This is a genomic window from Pseudoflavonifractor sp. An44, from assembly GCF_002161675.1.
Taxonomy (GTDB): domain Bacteria; phylum Bacillota; class Clostridia; order Oscillospirales; family Oscillospiraceae; genus Enterenecus; species Enterenecus faecium.
Genome location: NZ_NFIH01000014.1, coordinates 1 through 22,660, shown reverse-complemented (window position 1 = coordinate 22,660; position 22,660 = coordinate 1). Strand labels below are relative to the sequence as shown.

General features: G+C 51.3%; 24 protein-coding genes. 21 read left to right on the top strand and 3 right to left on the bottom strand.

What is annotated here, in order from left to right:
• Positions 1–12 precede the first annotated feature (12 nt).
• From B5F98_RS07820 to B5F98_RS07780, 9 genes are all read left to right on the top strand, one after another.
• Positions 13–270 (top strand): DUF4315 family protein, encoded by a 258-nt coding sequence (locus tag B5F98_RS07820; protein ID WP_087180100.1) that lies wholly within the window; start codon positions 13–15, stop codon positions 268–270.
• Positions 260–1,423 (top strand): DUF4366 domain-containing protein, encoded by a 1,164-nt coding sequence (locus B5F98_RS07815; RefSeq protein WP_087371178.1) that lies wholly within the window; start codon positions 260–262, stop codon positions 1,421–1,423. Before B5F98_RS07820 ends, B5F98_RS07815 begins: the two co-directional genes overlap by 11 nt.
• A 66-nt stretch (positions 1,424–1,489) precedes the next feature.
• Entirely contained in the window at positions 1,490–6,436 is a 4,947-nt protein-coding gene (gene srtB, locus B5F98_RS07810) for a class B sortase (RefSeq protein ID WP_087371175.1), read from the top strand.
• Between the two features lie 69 nt (positions 6,437–6,505).
• A complete protein-coding gene (locus B5F98_RS07805) occupies positions 6,506–6,988 on the top strand; it encodes a hypothetical protein (RefSeq protein ID WP_087242875.1) in 483 nt (160 codons plus the stop codon).
• A 13-nt stretch (positions 6,989–7,001) separates the two neighbouring features.
• Positions 7,002–7,328, top strand: a complete 327-nt coding sequence (locus B5F98_RS07800; RefSeq protein ID WP_087371172.1) for a hypothetical protein — start codon at positions 7,002–7,004, stop codon at positions 7,326–7,328.
• Positions 7,315–8,082, top strand: coding sequence for an FAD-dependent thymidylate synthase (locus tag B5F98_RS07795; RefSeq protein ID WP_275532894.1), 768 nt, complete (start codon positions 7,315–7,317; stop codon positions 8,080–8,082). The genes B5F98_RS07800 and B5F98_RS07795 overlap by 14 nt, the downstream gene beginning before the upstream one ends.
• On the top strand, positions 8,079–8,492 hold the full coding sequence (locus B5F98_RS07790) for a deoxyuridine 5'-triphosphate nucleotidohydrolase (RefSeq protein WP_087371169.1): 414 nt from the start codon (positions 8,079–8,081) through the stop codon (positions 8,490–8,492). Before B5F98_RS07795 ends, B5F98_RS07790 begins: the two co-directional genes overlap by 4 nt.
• A gap of 121 nt (positions 8,493–8,613) precedes the next feature.
• On the top strand, positions 8,614–9,234 hold the full coding sequence (locus B5F98_RS07785; protein WP_087371167.1) for a DUF6088 family protein: 621 nt from the start codon (positions 8,614–8,616) through the stop codon (positions 9,232–9,234).
• Positions 9,227–10,225: a nucleotidyl transferase AbiEii/AbiGii toxin family protein gene (locus B5F98_RS07780; protein WP_087371164.1), complete on the top strand. Its 999-nt coding sequence runs from the start codon at positions 9,227–9,229 to the stop codon at positions 10,223–10,225. Before B5F98_RS07785 ends, B5F98_RS07780 begins: the two co-directional genes overlap by 8 nt.
• A 106-nt stretch (positions 10,226–10,331) precedes the next feature.
• On the opposite strand, the gene B5F98_RS07775 is transcribed toward B5F98_RS07780, so the two are convergent.
• Positions 10,332–10,646: a helix-turn-helix transcriptional regulator gene (locus tag B5F98_RS07775; RefSeq protein ID WP_087180141.1), complete on the bottom strand. Its 315-nt coding sequence runs from the start codon at positions 10,644–10,646 to the stop codon at positions 10,332–10,334.
• Between the two features lie 153 nt (positions 10,647–10,799).
• On the opposite strand from B5F98_RS07775, the gene B5F98_RS07770 reads away from it, so the two are divergent.
• The 11 genes from B5F98_RS07770 (at position 10,800) to B5F98_RS07720 (ending at position 20,002) form a co-directional block, all read left to right on the top strand.
• Positions 10,800–11,327 (top strand): SLOG family protein, encoded by a 528-nt coding sequence (locus B5F98_RS07770; RefSeq protein ID WP_087371161.1) that lies wholly within the window; start codon positions 10,800–10,802, stop codon positions 11,325–11,327.
• A 117-nt stretch (positions 11,328–11,444) separates the two neighbouring features.
• On the top strand, positions 11,445–12,440 hold the full coding sequence (locus tag B5F98_RS07765; RefSeq protein WP_143482764.1) for a hypothetical protein: 996 nt from the start codon (positions 11,445–11,447) through the stop codon (positions 12,438–12,440).
• A 357-nt stretch (positions 12,441–12,797) separates the two neighbouring features.
• Complete coding sequence (locus tag B5F98_RS07760; RefSeq protein WP_087371158.1) at positions 12,798–12,941, top strand: DUF3789 domain-containing protein; 144 nt, start codon at positions 12,798–12,800, stop codon at positions 12,939–12,941.
• The gene (locus tag B5F98_RS07755; protein WP_087371155.1) at positions 12,938–15,046 is read left to right on the top strand and encodes a type IA DNA topoisomerase; all 2,109 of its coding nucleotides are present in this window, start codon (positions 12,938–12,940) and stop codon (positions 15,044–15,046) included. The genes B5F98_RS07760 and B5F98_RS07755 overlap by 4 nt, the downstream gene beginning before the upstream one ends.
• On the top strand, positions 15,043–15,417 hold the full coding sequence (locus tag B5F98_RS07750; protein WP_008394499.1) for a cysteine-rich VLP protein: 375 nt from the start codon (positions 15,043–15,045) through the stop codon (positions 15,415–15,417). Before B5F98_RS07755 ends, B5F98_RS07750 begins: the two co-directional genes overlap by 4 nt.
• A 159-nt stretch (positions 15,418–15,576) precedes the next feature.
• Positions 15,577–16,416, top strand: a complete 840-nt coding sequence (locus B5F98_RS07745) for a hypothetical protein (protein ID WP_087371152.1) — start codon at positions 15,577–15,579, stop codon at positions 16,414–16,416.
• Between the two features lie 472 nt (positions 16,417–16,888).
• Entirely contained in the window at positions 16,889–17,521 is a 633-nt protein-coding gene (locus B5F98_RS07740; RefSeq protein WP_087371265.1) for a hypothetical protein, read from the top strand.
• A gap of 12 nt (positions 17,522–17,533) precedes the next feature.
• Positions 17,534–18,460, top strand: coding sequence for a DUF4316 domain-containing protein (locus B5F98_RS07735; protein ID WP_087371149.1), 927 nt, complete (start codon positions 17,534–17,536; stop codon positions 18,458–18,460).
• Positions 18,461–18,463: 3 nt separating this feature from the next.
• Entirely contained in the window at positions 18,464–19,168 is a 705-nt protein-coding gene (locus B5F98_RS12985; RefSeq protein WP_087371146.1) for a hypothetical protein, read from the top strand.
• Complete coding sequence (gene mobC, locus B5F98_RS07725; protein ID WP_087371142.1) at positions 19,165–19,509, top strand: plasmid mobilization relaxosome protein MobC; 345 nt, start codon at positions 19,165–19,167, stop codon at positions 19,507–19,509. Before B5F98_RS12985 ends, mobC begins: the two co-directional genes overlap by 4 nt.
• A gap of 91 nt (positions 19,510–19,600) precedes the next feature.
• The gene (locus tag B5F98_RS07720; RefSeq protein WP_087371139.1) at positions 19,601–20,002 is read left to right on the top strand and encodes a hypothetical protein; all 402 of its coding nucleotides are present in this window, start codon (positions 19,601–19,603) and stop codon (positions 20,000–20,002) included.
• Between the two features lie 796 nt (positions 20,003–20,798).
• Here the strand turns inward: B5F98_RS07720 and B5F98_RS07715 are convergent.
• Positions 20,799–21,593 (bottom strand): helix-turn-helix transcriptional regulator, encoded by a 795-nt coding sequence (locus B5F98_RS07715; protein ID WP_087257708.1) that lies wholly within the window; start codon positions 21,591–21,593, stop codon positions 20,799–20,801.
• Between the two features lie 164 nt (positions 21,594–21,757).
• On the opposite strand from B5F98_RS07715, the gene B5F98_RS07710 reads away from it, so the two are divergent.
• Entirely contained in the window at positions 21,758–22,018 is a 261-nt protein-coding gene (locus B5F98_RS07710; protein ID WP_087371137.1) for a helix-turn-helix domain-containing protein, read from the top strand.
• A 101-nt stretch (positions 22,019–22,119) separates the two neighbouring features.
• On the opposite strand, the gene B5F98_RS12750 is transcribed toward B5F98_RS07710, so the two are convergent.
• Positions 22,120–22,431, bottom strand: a complete 312-nt coding sequence (locus B5F98_RS12750) for a hypothetical protein (RefSeq protein ID WP_143482763.1) — start codon at positions 22,429–22,431, stop codon at positions 22,120–22,122.
• Positions 22,432–22,660 lie beyond the last annotated feature (229 nt).

The window sequence follows — 22,660 nt, the reverse complement described above, 5'->3', positions numbered from 1 at the left end:
GGAGGTAATAAATTGAATCCCAAAATTGACAAACTCGCAAGGGATATAGAAAAAACGGAAAAGAAAATCGCAGACCTGCAAAAAAAGCTGGAGCTTTTCAAAGAGGAAAAGACCCGGCTGGAGAACGAGGATTACGGCGATATTGGCCGTGATTTCCACCTCACCCCGAAGGAGCTGGCAGAATTTTTGAAAGCGCACAGGGCGGGCACCCTCACGATCCCGGAGGCTGCCCCGCCTGCGGGAGAACAGGAGGCCGGCCATGAAGAATAAAGTGAGGAATGTTTTAGCGGCGCTTGTGCTTTGCATGAGCGCCATTGCTTTGCCCGTCACCGCTTACGCTTCCACGGGCAGCGATACCACGCCGCCCACTCTTTCCGCTACATTAAATAACGACAAACTGGCGGTGGAGGCCAGCGATGATATGTCCGGCGTGGAGGCGGTGTATGTGGATGATACCCGTATCAACAGCCTTGTCAACGGCAAGGGGACCGTGGCCTTGAAGGATTACGCCGGGGACGGCAAGGAAGTGACGGTTTACGCGGTGGACTATTCCGGCAACCGCTCCAAAGAGGTAAAGCTGGATAACCCTTATTATGAGGAACCGGCGCAGACCCAGGCGGCTTCCTCTGCCGCGCCCCAATCTTCCGGTGGGGAAACACAGGCCGCGCCTTCCCAAACGCCCGCGCCTTCTCCTTCATCAAACAATGCTTCCGGCAATTCGGAAAGCAGCCAGGCCGCCCAGACCCCTTCGACCTCCCAGGCAGAAACAGAGTCTTCTTCTGAAAGTTCTGCTACGGAGGAAGAAACGGAATCGGCTGTGCCGGAAGGGGCATTTACCCCGGAAGGCACCGGCACGGTCCTGGATTCAGCCACCGAGCAGGAAGATGATAAGCAGTTTTATACCATCACCACCGCGGACGGAAATGTGTTTTACCTTATCATTGACGGGAAGCGGGATTCGGAAAACGTCTACTTCCTGAATGGCGTTACGGAGGAAGATCTGCTGTCCCTGGCCCAGCAGGATAATGGCAGCGAAAGCGCCATTGAGGTTGTCACCTGTAACTGTACGGAAAAATGCGAGGCGGGCGCGGTGAATACCGATTGCCCGGTCTGCAAAAATGACCTGAACGGCTGCCTGGGGAAAGTAACGGAAGAACTGGCGCCGGAGGAAACCGAGCAGCCGGAAGCCGAGACGGAGAAATCCGGCGGCAATACCGGCATGATTATCTTCCTGGTGATCGCTCTTGTGGCCGCTGGCGGGCTGGGTTACTACTTCAAGATCGTGCGCCCGAAACAGCAGGCGGCTATGGACGAGGACGAGTTCGAGGATGACGGTTACGGGGAAGATGATGAGCAGGATTTGGCGTACAGCGATGATCTTTCTTATGACGAGGACGAAGAACCCACAAAGGACGGCAGATAACGCCGTCCTTTCCGTTTCCCAAACAAATTTTATGAAAGTGAGGATTACAGCTTGAATACAAAATCTATGCGCGGCCATGGCCTTTCCCGGCTTTTGGCCGGTTTTCTTTGTCTGCTGCTTTTGGTAGGGATCTTGCCTGTCAGCGCGTTTGCGGCTTCGGAAGGCCAGCAGGCCAGCTCCGCTTATGGCGATACGGTCATCAGCTCTGACGGCCAGCCCTATTATTCCCCTTCGGGCTATTACACGATGACCTACCATGACGACGGTTCTACTTCTTATGTGTATCATGGCGGGAATGTGGCCTACCGTCATTTCGTGCTGAACACGGATGGCGGCGGATTCCGCTGGGTGTACTGCATTGAGAGCGGCATCCGGTTCGGTGATTCAGACGATGGCTATTATTCCGAACAGACGGACAACAGCCAGTATTTCAACCAGTTGCCGGAGGCTTCCCGCCGCGGGATCATGCTGGCCTCCCTGTATGGCTGGCAGCCTGGGGCTTCCCTCCCCATGGCTGGTATCAACGCTGATGACTGGTACATGGCAGCGCAGTGTATCATTTGGGAATACCAGCAGCAGCTCCGCAGCGACGCTGCCAGCCGCCACGACAATGGAAGTGTTGCAGAAAATACTTTCTTCCGCATTGTGCAGGGACGGCCAGCCGAACAGGTTTATTATTGGATTCTGGAGCAGATCGCTTCCCATTCCATCATTCCTTCTTTTGCCGGGGCAACTGCGGAAAGTGCCCCGGTGCATGAACTGAAATGGAATTCCAATGCCAAGGTTTATACCCTGACGCTGACCGATGCCAACAACTTAAATATCGACCTGGAGGCTCTTACTGCAAGCGGGATCTCCGTGACCCGCAGCGGAAACAGCTACACCTTTACCAGCAAGGAAATGCTGGAATCCCCGGTGGCGCTCCAATTCCGCAAAAATGTGCCTATCGGTGAGGCCATGCTGATCTGGGGACGCGAGGGCTGGCAGACCATGATGACGGGCGCCAAAGACCCCGTTTCCTTCTATATGCAGATCAAGACAGAAACCTATGGCAAGGCAAAGATCGTAAAGACCAGTGAGGATGGCATTGTTGAGGGGATTCCTTTTAGCATCAGCGGCAACGGCGTGGAGGAATCGGTTGTCACCGGCGCGGACGGCATGGTGTCCCTGGATCTTCTGCCGGGCACCTATCTTGTGACCGAGCAGCCCATTGACCGCTATGTAACGCCTGCTTCGCAGTATATCACCATCGAGAGCGGCCAGACCGCCAGCGTTCAGTTTTCCAACATTTTGAAGAAGTTCCGTGTGGAAGGCCACAAGGTGGACGCGGAAACCGGCGAGGCCCAGGGTGACGCTTCCCTTGCGGGGGCCGTCTATGGCCTGTATAAAGGCGGGGAACTGGTAGATACCTTCCCCACCGGGCCGGACGGCAGCTTTGTCACCGGCTACTATCCTTGCGGGGATGAATGGACCTTGCAGGAGATTTCCCCAAGCCCCGGCTACCTGCTGGATGAAACGGTGCATGAGGTGGGCGCTTCTCCTTCCCTTTATGAAATCGAGCTGAATACCACGGAAAATACGCTGCCGGAAACGGTGATCCGCGGCAATATCCAGCTTGTGAAACACACCGATGACCCGGACCCGGATGTATCGGACGAGGAACACAGTGACGACGCCAATGCCGGTATGGTGGAAAAGCCGGAGGAAGGCGCTGTTTTTGAAGTTTATCTGACGAGCGCGGGCAGCTATGAAAATGCCACAGAAAGCGAGCGGGACATTCTGACAACAGATGCGGACGGCTTTGCCGCCTCCAAGGATATGCCCTATGGCCGCTATACCGTCCACCAGACCGCAGGTGAGGACGATAAAGCCTTTGTACCGGATTTCACGGTATTTATCAGCGAGAACGGAAAGACCTACTCCTATATCCTGAACAATGACGCCATCACTGCCAGGGTGCGTGTGGAAAAACGGGACGCGGAAACCGGTGAGATCATTCCTATGGCCGGTACGGGATTCCGTATTAAGGACCTTACCACCGGTGAATTTATCAGCCAGGAAATCTACTATCCCAACCCTGAAACCATTGACGTATTTTACACTTCGGATGAAGGCAGGCTGATGCTGCCGGAGCCGCTGCCCGCCCATGCGTTTGAGCTTTATGAGGTGACAGCCCCGGAAGGGTACGTCCTTTCTGACGAGCCGGTGCCTTTCACAGTAGATGGTTCCGAGGCGGTTGTTACCGTCGTACAGTACAATCAGCCGCAGAAAGCCCAGCTCACCATCAGCAAATCCGGCGAGGTTTTTGCCAGCGTGCAGGAAAATGATGGCTTCTATCAGCCGGTTTATGAAGTGGTTGGACAGCCTGGAGCTGTGTATGACCTGATTGCCGATGAAGATATTTATACCGGTGACGGCACGCTGCGGGTGGCAAAAGATACGGTAGTCGCTACCCTTACCACTGGGGAGGATGGAACGGCGGTCAGCGAACCGCAATACCTGGGCCGCTACCGTCTGGAGGAACGACAGGCGCCGGAGGGCATGGTGCTGGACCCCACACCGATCTATACCGAGCTTACCTATGCCGGTCAGGAGGTAGAGATCACCCAGGCGGCCATCGGGCTTTATGATGAACGCCAGAAGGTAGAGATCGACCTTCTGAAATCCCTGGAAACAGACGAAACCTTTGGCATTGGGCTTGGTGAGGAATACAAGGATATTTCCTTTGGCCTGTACGCTTCTGAGGACCTGACTGCCCTGGATGGCAGCGTGATTCCCGCGGGAGGGCTTCTGGAAGTCGTGGCGGTTGCGCCGGTGGAGGACGCGCCCGGCCAGTATTCGGCTGCCTTTGCCTCCGACCTGCCTTTTGGCAGCTTCTATGTCCAGGAACGCACCACCAATGAGGCATTTGTGCTTTCCGATCAGCAGTACCCGGTAGTCTTTGCGTATGCCGGGCAGGAAATCGGCCTGGTTACGATTGCGGTCAATGACGGCGAGGCCATTTCCAACGAGATGATCCGCGGGCGTATTGACGGTGTGAAATACGGCGAGGACCCCGAAGGCGGTGAGGACCTTACCCTGGAGGGCGCGCTGATCGGACTGTTCGCTCCCGGCACGGAGGAATTTACAGAAGAAAATGCCCTCCTTGTGACAACTTCCGGGGAAAACGGCGCCTTCTCCTTTGAGGATGTGCCTTTCGGCCATTGGATCATCAAGGAGATTTCCAGCCCTTCGGCCCTGTACTCCATCAGCCCGGAACAGCACCATGTCTATATCGGCACCGATGGGCAGACCATTGAAATCGAGATCGACAATACCCTGATCCACGGTACGGTGCAGGTCATCAAGACCGAGGCTGTGGACGAATTGAAGTCTATCCAGGAGGACGGGGAAAACACTTCTGAAAGTGAGGCTGGCGAGACAGAAGAAAGCGCCGATGATGATACCGGCGAGGACACTTTGGACAATCCATTCCTCCACCGGCTGCCCGGCGCTGTCTTTGAGCTTTATGAGGACACCAACGGCGATAAGGCGTTTGATGAAGGCGACGCCCTGATCGGGGAGCTGACGGAAACCGATGAAGGGTTCCATGAAATGAGCGGCCTCTTGGCAAAGGGCTATTTTGTCAAAGAGAAAACTGCCCCGGAAGGCCACAAGCTGGACCCCAATGCCTACTATTTTGAAATCACCACGGACGGGCAGGTTGTCGTTGTGGAAAATGGTGAGGCTGGCCGCGGCTTTGTGAATGAGGCTTACCGCGGCAATCTGAAAATCACAAAAGATTCCAGCGATGGCCGCAAGGACGGCTTTGCCTTTGAGGTGAAAAGTGAGGATGGCACCTATTGCGAGACTTTCACAAGCCCGGAGGATGGTATTATCCTGATCGAAGGGCTGCGCGTGGGCAAATACACTGTGACCGAGGTGAAAAATAAGGCCAGCGAGGACTATATTATCCCGGATGGCGCCACGGTGGAGATCAAGGCCGATGAAACCGCCGAAGTGAGCTTCTTCAATGAAAAGCCGGAGGAAGAAACCCCGGAAACGCCTGATACGCCAGATACCCCGAATAACCCGACAACGCCTTCCAATCCTTCTAAGCCGGTCCCGCAGACAGGCGATGATTATAACCTGTATATCTGGATTGGCGTGCTGGGCGCGGCGGTGATCGGCAGCGGTGTTGCCCTTTTCCTGTGCGTTTACAAGAAAAAGGGACAGAAAGCCAGCCCCGGACGCCGCAAAGCGGCAACCGGCGTGCTTCTGATCTGCATTGCTATGGCGGTAGGCAGCGGCTTTATGCTGGCGCGGGAGATCGGCCAGTACAAGGAAAGCGCCGATACTTATGCCGGGCTTTCGGAATATGTCACCCCGGCTGAAACGGACGGGGAAAATGGGAACGCGGAGGCGCCGGAGGAAACCGGCGCTTCCTCCATTTCTCTGCCCACGGTAGACTTTGAAAGTCTGCTGGCCCAGGGGCCGGATGTCAAGGCATGGCTGGAGCTTCCCGGCACGGTCATTCAGTACCCGGTGGCCCAGGGCGAGGATAACAGCTACTACCTGAAACACTTGTATGACGGTACGGCAAACAAGGTGGGCTGCCTGTTCATCGACTATGAAAACGCGGAGGATTTTTCCGACAACAACACGATCATCTATGGGCACAACATGCGGGACGGCTCCATGTTCTCCACGCTGGTGGAATACAAAGCGCAGGCTTACTATGATGAACACCCGGAAATGTACCTGGTAACGCCGGAGGGCGGCTATGTGGTTGAGGTGTTTTCCGCATTTGTGGCAAGCCCGGAGGAATCCGGCAGCGAAACTTCTCCCTGGGCGCTGGAATGGAAAGACAGCGGCGCATATACGACCTGGCTTTCCGCGATGCAGGAGCGTTCTGTGATCGAAACGGGCGTTTCCGTCACTTCCAGCGACAAGGTGCTGACCCTTTCCACCTGTACCAATGGCGGCGCTGACCGCTTTATCGTCATGGGCAGGCTGGTAGCTGTAACTGAATAACAGATTTTAAGAAGATGGCGCGGGACGACGGTTGCTCCCGCGCCCATCTCTATATATGGAGGATTTGCAATGGTAAATAACATTGTTCCCATTCCCGGATATGTCCATCTCTACCGCTCCATGCTGCGGTTTTACGATATGCCCAGCGCGGAGCTGAAAGAAATGCTCTATCTTTTGAATACCGCCAACCTGGACAGCTACGGCTTCCACCACCCGGAGGCGCATGTGGTCGAGAGCGGCCCGGTGGCCTTCTGCGGCTGGCTGGATCAACGGTATGCCCGCCCTTACCGGACGGAGGTGCAGCTTTATAAATCCCTGCTGGCCCTGAAACGCAGCATTGACCGGGATTGTATTGTCACTTCCCAGCGGGAGGCCCTTCAAATGCTCCGGTGCGTGATCTCCAACCTGGAATACCGGTTCTATAAAGCCTACAACATGGAATTTGAGGATAAGCGCACGGTGTATTCCGAGTGCGCCTTCCGGCTGATCCCGCGGGAGGACGAACCCAGCGTGTGCCTGATGCACGATTGGATTTATCTTCCTACGGCGTAAAGTGGGGTGAGTTATGACACAAAAAGAATTTCAGGCTGTTTTCCGGGAACAGGTACGGCAGTGTGAAGGGCTTCTGATTCAGAAGGCCAAAGAATATACCGGCGACAACCCGGACCGGCTCAGCGCCTTCAAAGCGGCGGCTGCGATCCAGGACAGCACCCCGCAGCGGGCGTTGGCCGGGATGATGGCAAAGCACATCATCTCCATTTATGATATGTGCTTTACGGACCGGAAAACTTTTGAGCTGGCTGTCTGGGAGGAAAAGATCACTGACAGCCTTAACTATCTGTTTTTACTGAAAGCTGTGATAAAGGAGGAATTGGAACATCAATCAGATTGAAACTAAAATTTTGAACTGCACCGCAGTACAGGAAGCCGAAAAAAACATGGTGTTTGCGGCGAGACTCACCCAGCGGGGTCATGCGATCCACTCTATGGATGACCTTATGGCCCTTTATGAGAAAGCCTATACTGCCGATACGGTCAAACGGATCGCTTCTCTGCCGCACCCCGCCGTACAGAAGTTTTCAGTTATCACGGTGGCGGTTGTGGGAGCCAGCAGGCGTTTCCTGGCACAGATCACCCGGCACCAAAACGAGGTCAAGTTTATCAGCGCCTCTTTGCAGTACAGCAATTATGCGGGGCAGGCTGATTTTGTGGTGCCTTATGAGATCCTGACGGCAAGCCAGTGGGTGCATGACTTCTACCTGAAAAAGTGCCGGGCTGCCATGGAGCATTATGCGGATATAGGCGCCTGCGGGATTTCCAGGGACGCTGCGGGGTATCTTGCCCCGCAGAGCCTTCGCAATGTGCTGGTTATCAGCGCCACGCCTTATCAGTGGAAGCACATGATCGGTCAGCGGACTTGCCGCCGCAACACGGATGAAACACGCTTTGTCCTGCTGAAAATATGGACGGACCTATATGCGCTGGACCCGGAACTGTTCAGCCCGGAGCTTACCGGCCCCTTCTGCCAGCGGGAGGGCTGCCGGGAAAAAGATATGTCCTGCGGCTGCCCGTGCGAGAAAGGGGCGCTGCCTCTTGCCCTGCTGCGCCAGGACTATCCCGCAGCACTGGAAGGAGGCGGCCTGTGAAAATCAAAATCATTGATTTTGGGCTGCCGGCGAACCACCGTCCCTTCCGTTCCCACGCCAATGACGCCGGGGCGGATGTCTATATGCCTTTTGACTGTACCCTGGAGCCTGGCGGGATTGCAAAAATCCCGCTGGGCTTTGGCCTGGAGGTGCCGGACGGTTACGCCGCCTATGTGTTCCCCAGGAGCAGCCTGGCGGCAAAAGGGGTGGTCTGCGAGCTGCCCCCTGTGGATTCCGGCTACCGGGGCGAGATCCACGCCATTGTCAGCAATGTGGGAAATGAGGCCCAAACGCTTACGAAAGATTCCAGGATCGGGCAGCTTATCATCATGCCTGTGGTGATCGCAGATTTCGTGAATGACCTGGGCGGGAAACGCGGCGCAGGCGCTTTTGGCAGCACGGGAAAATAAGTGTATTTTTAGCCGGAATGAATAAAAATTTTTTATGCGGACAACCTAAAAAGGAGGTGCAGCTATTGCATTGATGTAACCAATCATATATAATATTGGTTACATGAAGGAGGTTGGTCGTATGAATAACGGTTATACAGAACAAATCCGTGACCGGATCATAAACGCCCCGGAGGGCAGCGTATTCGTCAACTCGGATTTTGCGGATATTGCAGATAACAATACGATTAAGCAGAGCATTAACCGGCTGATCCAGGAAGGGGTTCTGCGCCGTGTTATCCGGGGAGTATTTGATAAGCCGAAATTCAGCAAGCTCCTTGGGGAATATGTGGCGGCGGACCCGGATGCGGTTGCCAAAGCACTGGCGAGATGCTATCATTGGACCATCGCTCCCTGTGGAGATACCGCATTAAATATGCTGGGGCTGTCTACCCAGGTAACGGCAGTATGGTCCTATATCAGCGACGGGCCATATAAAACCTATGAATGGGATAAGACAAAGATTGAATTTAAGCACCGGACCAACAAGGAGGTCACGGGCCTGTCGCCTATGACGATCCTGGTGATCCAGGCGTTAAAGACCCTGGGAAAAGAACATGTGGATGAAAAAACCATACGGGTGCTTTCCCGCAGGCTGAATGAAGATGAAAAGGCGGCGCTCCTTGCAGAAGGAGCCGAAGCGACGGATTGGATTTACACTGTGATTAAAGAGATCTGCAAAGGAGAAAGAGAAAATGATTGAGATTGCCAGACTTCCGGCTGATGACCGGCGGGAGCTGTTTCATAACACCGCAGCAAAAACCGGCCTTCACGATGCCATTGTGGAAAAGGATTTTTGGGTATGCCTGACGCTGGATTACCTGTTCCACCGCTCTCCGTGGAAAAAGGCGGTCACATTTAAGGGCGGGACCAGCTTATCCAAAGGGTATCATCTTATCAGCCGGTTTTCCGAGGACATTGATCTGATTTTGGATTGGCGTGTCCTGGGGTATGGTGTCAATGAACCCTGGGAAAAACGCTCGAACACCAAGCAGGATGCCTTCAATAAAGAGGCGAACCGAAAGGCCGAGATTTTCCTGGCAGAAACCTTCTGCCCGCAGGTCCGGGAAGGACTTTCTGCTGAATTGGGCCTTCCGGCCAATCTTTACATAGACGAGGAAGATAAACAGACAGTGATCTTTGCTTATCCAAACCTGTTTACCGATGCCTCTACCTTACAGGTGATTCGATTGGAGATTGGGGCGCTGGCAGCTTGGACACCGGCAGAGCTGGTGGATATTGTACCGTATGCTGCGGAACAGTACCCGCAGTTATTCAAGCAGAAAGAGGTTCCTGTCCTGACGGTGGCGCCGGAGCGGACTTTCTGGGAAAAGGCGACGATCCTCCACCATGAGGCCAACAGGCCTGAACATCTTTCCATGCCCCAGCGGTATTCCCGCCATTATTATGACCTTTACTGTATGGCGAAATCGCCTGTGAAGGAAAAAGCGTTTGAACGGCTGGACCTGCTGCAGAAAGTGGTCGATTTCAAGATGAAGTTTTATCCGCGGGCCTGGGCGCGCTACCCGGAGGCTGTTCCGGCCACCTTAAAGCTGCTTCCTCCGTCATATCGCCTGGGTGCGCTGCAGGAGGATTACTCTGCCATGCGGAATATGCTCTATGGGGAGATTCCATCTTTTGAAACCATGATGGACGCCGTTGGAGAACTGGAGAAGGAAATCCACGCATTATAACGGAAAAGGCCGCAAACGCGGCCTTTTCTTATGGCTGTATGTTAAAACAGCAAATGGAAATACTTATGGATAAAGAAAGCAGCCTGCCTCATCGTGCCGACTGCTTCTACTTTTTGCTGTTCAGTTCTTTCATAATACCGAGGATGTAGGACATCGCTTTGGAATCCAGCTTCTTTGCCTCTGCGATAAATTCGTTTAAGGCAGTAGGATTTGGATTGCCTTCATCGAAGAATTCCTGTGGTGTCACACCCAGGTATTCGCAGATATAAAAGAAGGACTGCATAGAAGGAAGCGTTTTCTTATTCTCCACGTTGTTGATATAATTGTTGGCCTGCCCAAGCGACAGCGACATATCCCGTGCGGAAACACCCTTCTGCATCCTCAATTTTGCCAGCCTTTCCGGGACAAAATCTTCGTACACCATAGTCACCTCCCATTCTATAATAGATTGTACCTTACAGGCTGGCTCTATTCGCTAAATGAAAAGGGGTATTTGAGTTGACACGCTAAATATAACCTATTAAAATAAGAGGTATGGTAGTTTTCAACTATCATCTGAAAGGGAGGCTGCAACATGAAAGAAAAAGTATGCGGAGTAACCGGACACCGGGAAATCCCCGCTGAATATATGGAGCAGGCAGAGCAAGGTCTGCGGCGCGAAATCGAAAAAGCCATCGCGGACGGCTATACTTACTTTATTTCCGGTTTTGCTGACGGTGCAGATCAGCTATTTGCCGGGATTGTTCTGGAAAAGGCCAAAGAAAATCCGGCGCTGCGCCTGGAGGCGGCGATTCCGTACCGCAACCGCTATAAGCGGCTGATGGAGGACGAGCGGACCAGGGCCATGCTGGAGTCATGTACGAAGGTCGAGGTTGTCAGCGAGGAATGGGCTTCTAATGTCTACATGAAACGCAACCGCTATATGGTAGGCCAGGCGGATCGGGTGATCGCTGTCTATGATGGACGAGAGAAAGGCGGCACGGTGTCCACAATCCGTATGGTTCACGCCCAGCGGAAAGAAATGCGGGAGGTCCCTGTGGGGCCTTATCTTCCTGAAAACATGATAAATCTTGGATATTTCAGGAACGCTTCGGGTAGATAAGAATTTGCCAGTGTGGTAAAATAAGAAATATAAGTGGACAAATTGGAATTCTTCATCTGTGAAAGGAAGTCAGCAATATAATTGAATAAAAGGAATAGGTTAATCCAACAAATTTGTATGACAGAATTAAAGTATAAGACTCTAGATGAAAAAAAGGACCAGTGTAGGGAAATCGTTACTGATTTAAGAAAAGGATTATTGTGTTATCCAATGAAAAATTGTTTCAAATTATTTTATAAACAAATATATGAAGATTTTATTTTTCTAGGAATCAAACTTGCCTGCGAAAGTGGCGATATGTCTTTAATGTTAAATGGATTATTTCAAGGTAATAGAATTGGAATGATACAAAGCAATTGGCTTCATACCCCACAAGATCAATCTGCTGGATTAATTAATATAATTTTGGCCTTTGCAGCAAATGATTTAAAGCTTATTGATAAAAGTATGCCAGTTAGTTTAGAAATTTCAGATAATGGTTTTTATAAAAGTCAATATAATATGATCTATGCGTTGTATTGGAAAAACCAAGAAATTGGGAAAGTAGCAGAAAAACAACTTCTGGATTTCTTATCAAAGAAGCAAAGTAAATTTGACATTTCTTTTACTTTGTATCTTCTGGCATTGTACCATGAGAATCCTATAGATATTTCAAGCTATTTATTTGAATTATGTAATACCGTTACAAAATCGAATTGGGTTCAAGAAGAAATTTTTCTGGATACGATTCATAATAGGTTAGGAAGATCTGTTGCACTATTTGTTCACGGTCTCTATCATTTAGCATATTATTCATTAAACGAAAATGTTTTTTGGGAGATTCAAATTCCGGAGCATAAAACATTTATAAAAGAATATGAGAAGTTTAATATAGAAAATGGGTTTCCTGTTGGAAAGTACTTAATTCATTTTAATAAGCTAAGTCGGTATATGGAACATTTTATAGATATAGATATTATACCTGAGGTTACTACAATTATAGATCCGAGTGATGGGAAAAAATATTTAGATGTAGATTCGTTTCAGAAAAAAACCTTTATTAATTTGAAAAATAATGACTTAATTAAATATAAAGAGGAGTCTGGTGAATATGTTTTTCAATCGCTTTCATAAGAAAAAGTGAGAGATGCATAATATACATCATTTGTATTTTGGTAGGAGTACTGACGAGGTATGTAGTACAAGTTATTGTACTGAGGTATGCTTATGAAAAAGTATATTGTAGAAATCGCATATTTTTAATACAGCTTTTTATGTTTTATATTTCTCCCTTATTTGCAGGACCAACAGACAGTATGGGAATGCATTATCTTTTTAATTTGACAAATCCTAATTTGTCAACCAAAACTAAATACTATGAATTCACGCCGCAGAACCTTTCTGTGGCGTTTTGCTATATAACCACGGCGCAAAGGTGTTTTTATCCCTTTGCGCTTTTTTCATATTCAAAATCCAAAGGAGGTGCGGCACATGTGGAGCGCAGTATCACATTTTCTGTCTTTCACGCTTGGCACAATCGCAGGCGTAACTTTGATGTGTCTGCTGCAGGCCGGAAGGCAGGCAGACGAGCAGTTTTCAAAATTCTTTGATAAAAAGGGAGGTTCGGACGAATGAAACTTGTGGTAGCCGAAAAGCCCAGCGTGGCCCAATCCTTGGCCGCAGTGCTGGGTGCAAAGGAGAAAAAAGACGGGTATCTGGAGGGCGGCGGCTGGCTGGTGTCCTGGTGCGTGGGCCATCTGGTGGAGCTGGCCCAGCCGGAAGCCTATGGGGAGCAGTACGCCAAATGGCGGTATGCGGATCTGCCTATTCTTCCCGCCCATTGGAAGTATGATGTGGCAAAGGATAAGAAAAAGCAGCTTGGCGTCCTGCGTCATTTGATGGAGGATAAACGTGTGGACGCTGTGGTGTGCGCTACCGATGCTGGCCGGGAAGGTGAACTGATTTTCCGGCTGGTCTATCAGCAGGTCGGATGCAGCAAACCCATTCTCCGGCTCTGGATCAGCTCTATGGAGGACGCGGCTATCCGTGATGGATTTGAACACCTGCGGCCCGGCGCCGACTATGATTTGCTTTATCAGGCGGCACTCTGCCGGGCAGGTGCGGACTGGCTTGTGGGAATTAACGCCACCCGCCTTTTCTCTGTCCTGTATGGTGATACCTTGAATGTGGGTCGTGTAATGACGCCGACACTGGCGCTGATCGTCCAGCGGGAAGATGCGATCCACTCTTTCCAAAGCAAACCTTTCTATGTGCCGGAACTCACCTGCGGAGGGTTTACTGCTGCCGGGGAGAAGCTGGAGGACAAAGCGGCTGCGGAGGCAATACAGACAGTTTGTGACGGAAAGCCTGCCGTTGTCCGCCAAGTGGAGCGGCAAAAAAAGACCGTCCAGCCGCCCCGCCTTTACGATTTGACTACTTTGCAACGGGCGTGCAACCGCTTGTATGGCTTTACTGCCCAACAGACCCTTGATTATTTACAAAGCCTGTATGAGAAAAAGTTGGCGACCTATCCGAGAACAGACAGCCAGTATATCACAGCGGATATGCAGGCAACGGTTGGCTCTCTGGCTCTGTGGCTTTGGCAGAATATGCCTTTTGGCAAGGACAGCACCACGGCGCCGGAGCTGGAAGGAATCATTGATGACAGCAAGGTAACGGACCACCATGCCATTCTCCCCACGGTGGAGATGGCCCGCACTGATTTGTCCTCTTTGCCTGCCGGTGAGCGGGATGTCCTGATGCTCCTTGCCTGCCGCCTTCTCTGCGCTACCGCCCAGCCCCACCGCTTTGAGGCGGTGCTGGCAGTTTTAGAGTCCGAGGGCCACACATTTACCGCCAAAGGGAAAACGATTCTGCATGAGGGATGGAAAGGCATTGAACAGGCTTTCCGTGCCAGCCTGAAACAAAAACAGCCGGAGGACGGCGACGAAAATACGGCCCGCCTGCCGGAGTTGAAAGAAGGACAGAGATTTGAAAAGGCTACCGCCACGATTCGGGAAGGCAAAACCAGCCCGCCCAAGCACTACACCGAAGATTCTTTGCTTGCGGCTATGGAGACAGCCGGTACGGAGGATATGCCGGGGGACGCCGAGCGGAAAGGACTGGGCACTTCGGCCACCCGTGCCGCCACACTGGAAAAGCTGGTGTCCACGGGATTTGTCCAGCGGAAAAAGAAACAGCTTTTGCCTACGGAGAAGGGAGTCAACCTGATTGCTGTCCTGCCCGATGTGATAAAATCCCCGGCGCTTACAGCGGAATGGGAGTCCATGCTGAAACAGGTGGAACGCGGAGAAATGACGGCTGACGCTTTTATGGAAGGGATTGCCGGTTTGATCCGTGACCTAATCCGACAAAACACCGCCCCTGATCCTGCCTATTCCTCTTTGTTCGGAAGCAAAAATGCAGCCAATCGGGAAGCTGTCGGCACCTGTCCCCGGTGCGGCGGCGCTGTCTATGAGGGGAAGAAAGGCTTCTTCTGTGAAAATGGAGCCTGCGCCTTTGCACTCTGGAAAGAAAACCGGTTCTTTTCCAGTAAAAAGAAAACCTTAACAAAAACCGTTGCCGCGGCGCTCTTAAAGGAGGGCCGCGTTTCCATGTCCGGACTTTTCAGTGAGAAAACCGGCAAAACCTATGACGCCGTGGTGGTGCTGGATGATACAGGCGAAAAGTATGTGAATTTCAAGCTGGAATTTCCACAGCAGCGGGGACGGAAGAAATGACCGGCCCGCCGCGGGAGCTGACCCGCTCCGAGCGTGCAGCAATCCGAAGGCTGGTAACAGGCTTATGCGCCAACTATGATGAGCGGGAAAAGCTCTGCCTTCCCCTGGACTGCCCCTGCTATATGCTTCATAAATGGTGGACCGGCTGCCTTTGCCGGTATTTTGAGCGGTCTGTGCTGCCGGTTGAACCGGCGCTGGAAGCAGTTCTGACGGGAAACGATACTTCCCAGCGCCAGAAAAAATGCCCGGTATGCGGGAAGCTGTATCTTCCCACCACCAGCCAGGCGTATTGTTCTGACGCCTGCCGGATCTGGGCCAGACGGGACGCGGATAAAAAGCGCAAGCGCAGGATTCGCCAGCACAAGGGATGATATGTCTGCAACTTAGCCTATTTACGCCTTGATTTATAAGGCTTTCCGGCCACGCTTTTATAGGCGGTAAGAGATTTATACTCTGCCCCTCAATAGGAAGGTTAAGTTGCGGACAAACAGGTAAATGTAACTGGCCGGAAATCAACTTTTAGGAGGGATGTGTATTTGAAGATTGTGCGTGTATTTCCACGCCGTACAAAAGCAACGCCGGATGATCCTCTGGCATTTACCGGACCGCCGCCAAGGGGCGGCCTGCCGGATATGGAAGAAGTGCATGTTTCTGTGGCCTTTACTTATGACATGGAGAAGGCGTGCCAGCTTGCCGAACAGTGGATGAAGCTGGGAGTCCCTGTCCACATGGGCGGTCCCGCCTTCAATATGCCTGGCGGTGATTTCGTGCCGGGGATGTATCTGAAAAAGGGCTATGTTATCACTTCAAGGGGCTGTCCCAACCGCTGCTGGTTCTGTTCCGTCCCCCGGCGGGAAGGCGGAAGGCTGCGGGAGCTGCCGATCACCGAAGGAAATATTGTGCTGGATGATAACCTGCTGGCCTGCTCCCGGCAACATATTGAAGCGGTATTTGAAATGCTGGGCAGACAGAAAGAGCGTCCAATCTTTACGGGAGGGCTGGAGGCCCGCCTTCTTCGGCCCTGGCATGTGGATCTCCTGCGGGAATCCAGGACGCAGCGCATGTATTTTGCCTATGATACCCCGGATGACTATGAGCCGCTTGTGGAAGCCGGACGGCTTTTGCAGGCTGGAGGGTTTGAGAGAAAATCGCATAAAGCCTGCTGTTATGTCCTGATCGGCTACCGGGGCGATACCATGGAGGCAGCGGAAAAACGCCTGCGGGACGCCTGGAAAGCCGGGTTTATTCCCTATGCCATGCTCTACCGGGATGAAAAAGGCATTGTAGACAGTGAATGGAGAAAATTTCAACGGCTTTGGGTCCGTCCGGCGATTGTAATGAGCCAACTGAAAGAAGCTGACGGGAGGTGATGATACGGAGAAGCAGAAACTTGAAGTCGTGCCGATAGTCCCCGCAATGATGAAGCTGGATGTGACGGTGCAGGCTTTTGATATGCAGGATATTTCAAACCGGCGCTTTATGTATAATCCCAAGACCGGTATTCTGGTTTTGGGCCAGCAGTACGGGAAAACAAGAGGGTTGCCCGGCAGCCATGCCGATGATCTGGCCCAGGCCGGAATCAGAAGTGGCTTTGATGATTTTGTGCGCGGCTGGGTAGGTACTGGAAAGAGCTATCCCGCGGGAGTCATTCATTTTGCCCCGAATGTGGACGCCCAGAATATTTCCCTGTTTAACCGGGCGTTTGACACATTAGAAATGTTTCAGCGCAACGGTGCGCTTCCCGATACAATGGTCCGGGGATTTGGCAGACAGTGGGAACAGGCGCTTTCCGAAGCCCTTTCCCCGGCGCATAACAAAATGATCTCAAATCAGGAGGAATCTATGGAAATTCAGAATATCACGGTGGAGGACCTTCGCTGTATGGAGGATAAAGAAGGGCTTATTCTGCAAGGCTGCGGCGGTGAGCCTGGCGAGTGGGTCAAAGGGATCAATGACCTGCTGACACAGGATGGGATTCTTTTAGAGGGAACCACCTTTACCCATGTGAGCGTATTCCAAAATGAGGATCTTACCTGTCTGCTGTTCCCTTTTGAGGATGTCAAGCTGGATATAGGGAAACTTGCTATGTGGCGTCTGCAAACCCATGATACTTTCGGCGGCACCTGGCTGTCCGATTATATCGACAACCGCCTGGGCCGTGAACCGGCGCAGGAAGTGCCAGAAAAGCCGGATTGCCCGCTGATCGGCCAGGACGGGAACATTTTCAACCTGGTAGGTATTGCTTCCCGCACGCTCAAAACCCATGGGATGCCCGACCAGGCGAAGGAAATGGCGGACCGGGTATTTTCCTGCGACAGCTATCATAAGGCGCTTTGTATTATAGGGGAATATGTCAATATCACTTCGGCTGACCGGGAGGCTGAGCGTCCTTATTCTATCCGGCAGCAGCTTAAAAATAGTAAATCCCCGGAAACGGCTGTCCCTAAAAAGGCGGCAAAGGAGCCGGAACGATAAGGAGGATGTGAAATGGAACAGGTATATGGAGTTTGGGCGGTCAGAAGTGCCGCTTCCATGTTCGGCCATGCGGAAGCATGGTGCAAAGAAGATGGCCGTCCCCTGGAATTTGAATCCCTGGAGGCGGCCCGGGCTTATGCCCTGGAATTGAACCGTAAGGCAACGGCCAATGTCCGTTACTTTATCAAAGAGAAAGAACCGGAACCAAATGCTGTAAGAGTCCCTGCCTCGCAGCTGGATATTGAGGCAGTTGGCCCGGTGGACCGTGTGCCGAGAAATGATGTGGCCGAAAAACATAATGAGATCCCCGGCAGGCAGATGGCGCCGGAGGCGGACCCGGTTGTGGAGATCCGTTCTGCGGTACACAGCAACTATGCCAATATGGTCGCCATGCTTTCCGCTGACAATAAGGTATATCTTGGCCGGGAGGAACGCTATTCCTTTACCCCAGGCCAGCCGGGAAGCTATGACAACCGGGACGGCTCTTTATGCTTTGTGAGCGATATGCCGGAAATGTATTATTTTCTCTATGGGGAAGGCTGGTCGCACTCGCAGGAGGAAATGCTGGACCGGGGGCTGACGATGGATCAGTATATGGAATTTGCCCGCCTGCAGGAAAGTGTTCTGCGGCAATTCACCCCGCGCCGGGAAATCTTGTTTGCGGGCCAGCCCTTCCAGGCGCCGGAAAACTATCTCCGCAACGCGGAGCTGGACCTGGAGGGCGAAAAGGGCAACTATAACATGATTGACGGCATTGTGAATAACGACCCGCCGATCCGGGCCGACCTTACCGATGGGCAGACCCATGAGGAAGTCAAGGAGCTGACCCCGGAAACGCTGCCGAATGAGAAGCCTTCAATCATGGAAAAGCTGCGGGCAGACCGCATGGAGCATGAGGCCCGCGGTTTTCAGCCTTCCCCGCCGGAAAGGGGGCTTTAAGGATTGAAGCTGAAATTTGAAAATGTGGATGTAGAACAATGCTTGCGCTCTGTGATGGAGCGGAACACAAAGCATTATCAATCCGATTTTGAATTTGATGTGGGCAGCATGGAACGTATCGCTCAAACAAAGCACCCGGAGCGTACCCCGCTGTACTGGATGTCCCGCCCTTCCGGTACATGGTGCTTTCGGGAGCGGGATATTTTTATCCGGGATTCCGATGCGTTCCACACCTGGCAGTTTTACAAAGATACCCGTGATACGATCCTCGCGTACACGGTGGAGATCACCGGCATGGAAGGTGCTGCGATCAAGGGAAATCTCTATACGCAGGATTACAGGGCTATGGCGGAGCATATTGAACGGACCGCCCTCCCCGCCGCGGCTGTGATCGTCCAGTTTGAAGGCCAGAACGAGCCAATGGAATTTAGTTATGCGTATTACTATGAGCATAGGCTGTCCCTTCACGCTCAATTTGGCAAGGCCGAGAAATTCCGGATGGAGCCGGCTGTTCCGGGTCTGCTTCGCGGGATTCTGGCAAGCGAACAGGAATACCGTCATAACTTTATACCCGGCGTGTTTGAAAATCATCTGGATAAAATGATCGCGGCGGAAAAGCGTTCTGTCACCCACTTTCTGAAAGAGGCCGCCGCAAATGCTCCACGCCCGGCTCCTAATAAAAAGACAAAGGAACAGCCCCAGCGATGAAGGCCCCGAAAGAAAAACGCAGCGCTCAGCTTCACATTTTGATTTCAGAACAGGAAATGGATAGGATCAGGGAACGCATGGCGCAGACCGGTATCACGAATACTTCTGCGTTTATCCGTAAAATGGCGATTGACGGATATGTGATTAACCTGGATCTGTCCGAAGTCCGGGAGCTGACCCGGCTGCTGCGTATCTGCTCCAACAATCTGAACCAGTACGCCCGGAAAGCCCATGAAACCGGCAGTATTTATGCGGTGGATATTGCAGATCTGCAATCCCGCATGGACGGGCTTTGGGAAATTGCAAAAAAGCTGCTGACGGAATTTACAAACATTCCATGAACATTCAAAAAAACGGTTGCTTTCCTGTGGCCCGGAGCGGTAGAATTTTTATAGAAAGAGAAAATCTGTTTTTGAGAAGGGAGGCCATAGTATGGGCGCTGCTTTACTGGCCGTTGGCATAGAATTGTTGATCGGCATTGGAATCGGGCTGATTGTGACGGTGATCGGGCTGTTCTTTGGAAACATCATTGTTTTTGACAGCATTGCGCTGGCAATCCTGGCGGGATTTCTTTCCCACGGGCTTTTAGGCGTCCATCCCGCCCTGGCGATTGTGATTGGCATTGCTGTCCTGCTGGGGCTTCTCCTGCTTCACCGCACCCGCCCTGGCTTCTGGCTGATTGGTGGTCTATTGTCTGTTGTATGGGGATTTATTTTTGCTACCATGGCCTATGAATTTTCCGGCAAAGATATGGTATGGACCTATGTAGTGTGGGTGCTGGGGGCTGTACTGGTTTTTTCCCTTCACCTGCAGGCACGGTACAAAATTGCATAAGGTAAAGATTTGGCCCGCCGATGAACCGGCGGGCCGCTTTTTTTACGCCTAAATGTAAGGAGCCAATGCACGGGTTATCTTAAATGATAAGAGGCATCTTTCAACCAGTCCAAACCCGACTACCACAATAAAAGTGAAATCTGAAAGCATAGGCGGAAACGCCTTTTCCATATCTTCACGACCTATCACCCCTTTTCAAGCCTCTATTTTGCGTACTTCCGCAACGGCTTTGCGTGCATTATACGGAATTGTTCTTGGGATTTGTCGGACGCTCATTAACCAAACCGGCGCAGTTCGTTGACATATTTTTATCTGCATGGGATTTTTCATGTGTGTTCATTTCCGGGCGACCAAAGACAGGTATCTTTGCCGCTATTGTTCGGCTTCTTTCTTCCGGCGCATCCGCACCGCGCAATCCGGGCAGTATTTGGCCCGGTTGGATTTCGGCGTGAACACGGCCCCGCATACGGTGCAGCGTTTCAGCTCGTCCCGGCTCTTGCTGATCTCGGCGTACAGGGCCGCGTCCGGCGCTTTCTTATGGGTTGTCCTCTACACATTTAGAAGCCCTCTCTGGCAGGGATTGGATAATCTGTCCCACCCATCTGCCGACCCTGCCGGGAAAGCCCTGAAATGACGAGCTTATTTGCGCCCTAAATGCGTAGACAAGAGGTGTCTTTTTTGTTGCCGTTCGGTCTTTTCCTTTCTGCTCACGGCTTCCTCTGGATATGGCCTATACTTAGACAGTTATATTTCTCATTGAAGTTTTCCTCTGTTTATTTGAAACGTCAAATTTCAATTAGCTAAAACTCGTAGGCATACCCATTCTAATGATTAAAACGATAAATAAAATACCAACGGTGAAAATTGCTAACCAAATCCATAACTTTTTGGATTTCCAGTCAAGCGTGCTTTTGGTGATTTTTTCAAAGATAATACCCATTACAATGGAGAATGTAAAGATACCGCCCCAAATAGCCCAACCGTAATGACCGTAACCGTATGCTGCTCCTGCGGGATTCTGGCCCACTAATTCACCAATAAGTAGTCCAAGCGCAAATCCTGCCAGTGTTGTAAATGAAAAATACTTTTTTCCAAACAATGCAGGGATTACAGATACCGCCATAGCAATCCAAAATATATTTTGATGTAGCAGCCAACCATATAAATAGCTTAATTGTGCTGGATCATCTCCAAATAGCCACCCTATTACACTTGTTTGCTGCCCAGTCGTACCGAAAATGCGTCCAACAAGATAGACAATGACATACCCAACGGCAACAACCAGTGTAAAAAATATATTCTTTCTTATTTTTTTACGGCGTTCTTCACGTATCTTTTCTTGCTCCATTTTGTAAAGATAGTAAATCTGTTCCGCCGGTGTGTCTTTTTCTTCTTCATCGGAAGCTAACAGTATATCTACTGTCGTGCCGAATATCTCTGCCAGCTTGAAAAGATTCTCTGTACTTGGGGCGGATTGACCTGTTTCCCACTTTGTTACTGCTTGTCGGCTTACACCGACAAACTCGGCCACTTTTTCTTGTGATAATCCAGAGATTTTTCGTTGCTCCTTAATCCTTTCGCCTAATGACATATTCTTCACCTCCACCTATATTGTAGCGAAAGTGGCACTCTCATTCTACCAACTATTCGGCAACTATCGGTTGCATTCCAAAATTTGTAGCAATTTATCACCTTAACTCTCAAAAATGATACGATCTTTGGGTGTTCCTGTTATGTATATTATATCAAAGGTTAATGAACAAAGCTACATCATTTCAACCTGTCAACGGATTTCATGGCAGGGTGCGTCTGCCCCTGTCTGTATTTGCAAATGCCTGTGCCGGTGATCCGCTGGCAATGGAGCGCATCTTACGGTACTATGACGGCTATATGAATAAGCTATGTACCCGGACGCTCTATGATCTGGACGGAACGCCTCATGTGCGGGTGGACGAGTACATGAAACACCGCTTGCAAAACAAGCTGATCCAGGCCATCCTAAAGGACAGCCTATGAGAAAACGCCGGGCGCAGGGCCAGCAGGCCGTGTCCGGCGCTTTCTTATGGGTTTTCCTCTACGCATTTAGAAGCCCTCTCTGGCGGAGATTGGATAATCTGTCATGTATGCCCACCGACCATACCGGGAAAGTCTTGAAATGGCGGGCTTATTGGCGTCTTAAATGCGTAGACGGGAGGCATTTTAACCGGGCCACACCCGGCTACCACAACAAAATTGAAATCTGAAAGCACAGGCGGAAACACCTTTTCCATATCTTCACGACCTGTCACCACTTTTCCGGCCTGTATTTTGCGTACTTTCGCAACGGCCTTGCGTGCATTATACGGAATTGTTCGACGGATTTGTAGGACGTTCATTAACCAAACCGGCGCAGATCGTTGACATATTTTTATCTGCATGGGATTTTTCATGTATATTCATTTCCGGGCGGCCAAAGACAGGTATTTTTTCCGCTGCCGTTCGGCTTCTTTTTTCCGGCGCATGGCTGCCTCTGAATACGACCTGTACTTACACTCTATTATTCATATTTATGACCATTCCTTTCCGCTGCGCTCCAAGGCACCAAAGGAATATGAAACCCGGTACCTCTAACGCAGCCAGTCGTAATTTGTTAGAATAGGCTTGAGGAAGCAGGCACAC

Bases quoted from the DNA above. Each gene is read 5' to 3' on its own strand.
- B5F98_RS07815 (WP_087371178.1), top strand. From the start codon at position 260: ATGAAGAATAAAGTGAGGAATGTTTTAGCGGCGCTTGTGCTTTGCATG.
- srtB (WP_087371175.1), top strand. From the start codon at position 1,490: ATGCGCGGCCATGGCCTTTCCCGGCTTTTGGCCGGTTTTCTTTGTCTG.
- B5F98_RS07805 (WP_087242875.1), top strand. From the start codon at position 6,506: ATGGTAAATAACATTGTTCCCATTCCCGGATATGTCCATCTCTACCGC.
- B5F98_RS07800 (WP_087371172.1), top strand. From the start codon at position 7,002: ATGACACAAAAAGAATTTCAGGCTGTTTTCCGGGAACAGGTACGGCAG.
- B5F98_RS07785 (WP_087371167.1), top strand. From the start codon at position 8,614: ATGAATAACGGTTATACAGAACAAATCCGTGACCGGATCATAAACGCC.
- B5F98_RS07780 (WP_087371164.1), top strand. From the start codon at position 9,227: ATGATTGAGATTGCCAGACTTCCGGCTGATGACCGGCGGGAGCTGTTT.
- B5F98_RS07770 (WP_087371161.1), top strand. From the start codon at position 10,800: ATGAAAGAAAAAGTATGCGGAGTAACCGGACACCGGGAAATCCCCGCT.
- B5F98_RS07765 (WP_143482764.1), top strand. From the start codon at position 11,445: ATGACAGAATTAAAGTATAAGACTCTAGATGAAAAAAAGGACCAGTGT.
- B5F98_RS07760 (WP_087371158.1), top strand. From the start codon at position 12,798: ATGTGGAGCGCAGTATCACATTTTCTGTCTTTCACGCTTGGCACAATC.
- B5F98_RS07755 (WP_087371155.1), top strand. From the start codon at position 12,938: ATGAAACTTGTGGTAGCCGAAAAGCCCAGCGTGGCCCAATCCTTGGCC.
- B5F98_RS07750 (WP_008394499.1), top strand. From the start codon at position 15,043: ATGACCGGCCCGCCGCGGGAGCTGACCCGCTCCGAGCGTGCAGCAATC.
- B5F98_RS07740 (WP_087371265.1), top strand. From the start codon at position 16,889: ATGGAAATTCAGAATATCACGGTGGAGGACCTTCGCTGTATGGAGGAT.
- B5F98_RS07735 (WP_087371149.1), top strand. From the start codon at position 17,534: ATGGAACAGGTATATGGAGTTTGGGCGGTCAGAAGTGCCGCTTCCATG.
- mobC (WP_087371142.1), top strand. From the start codon at position 19,165: ATGAAGGCCCCGAAAGAAAAACGCAGCGCTCAGCTTCACATTTTGATT.
- B5F98_RS07720 (WP_087371139.1), top strand. From the start codon at position 19,601: ATGGGCGCTGCTTTACTGGCCGTTGGCATAGAATTGTTGATCGGCATT.
- B5F98_RS07715 (WP_087257708.1), bottom strand. From the start codon at position 21,593: ATGTCATTAGGCGAAAGGATTAAGGAGCAACGAAAAATCTCTGGATTA.
- B5F98_RS07710 (WP_087371137.1), top strand. From the start codon at position 21,758: ATGAACAAAGCTACATCATTTCAACCTGTCAACGGATTTCATGGCAGG.
- B5F98_RS12750 (WP_143482763.1), bottom strand. From the start codon at position 22,431: ATGAAAAATCCCATGCAGATAAAAATATGTCAACGATCTGCGCCGGTT.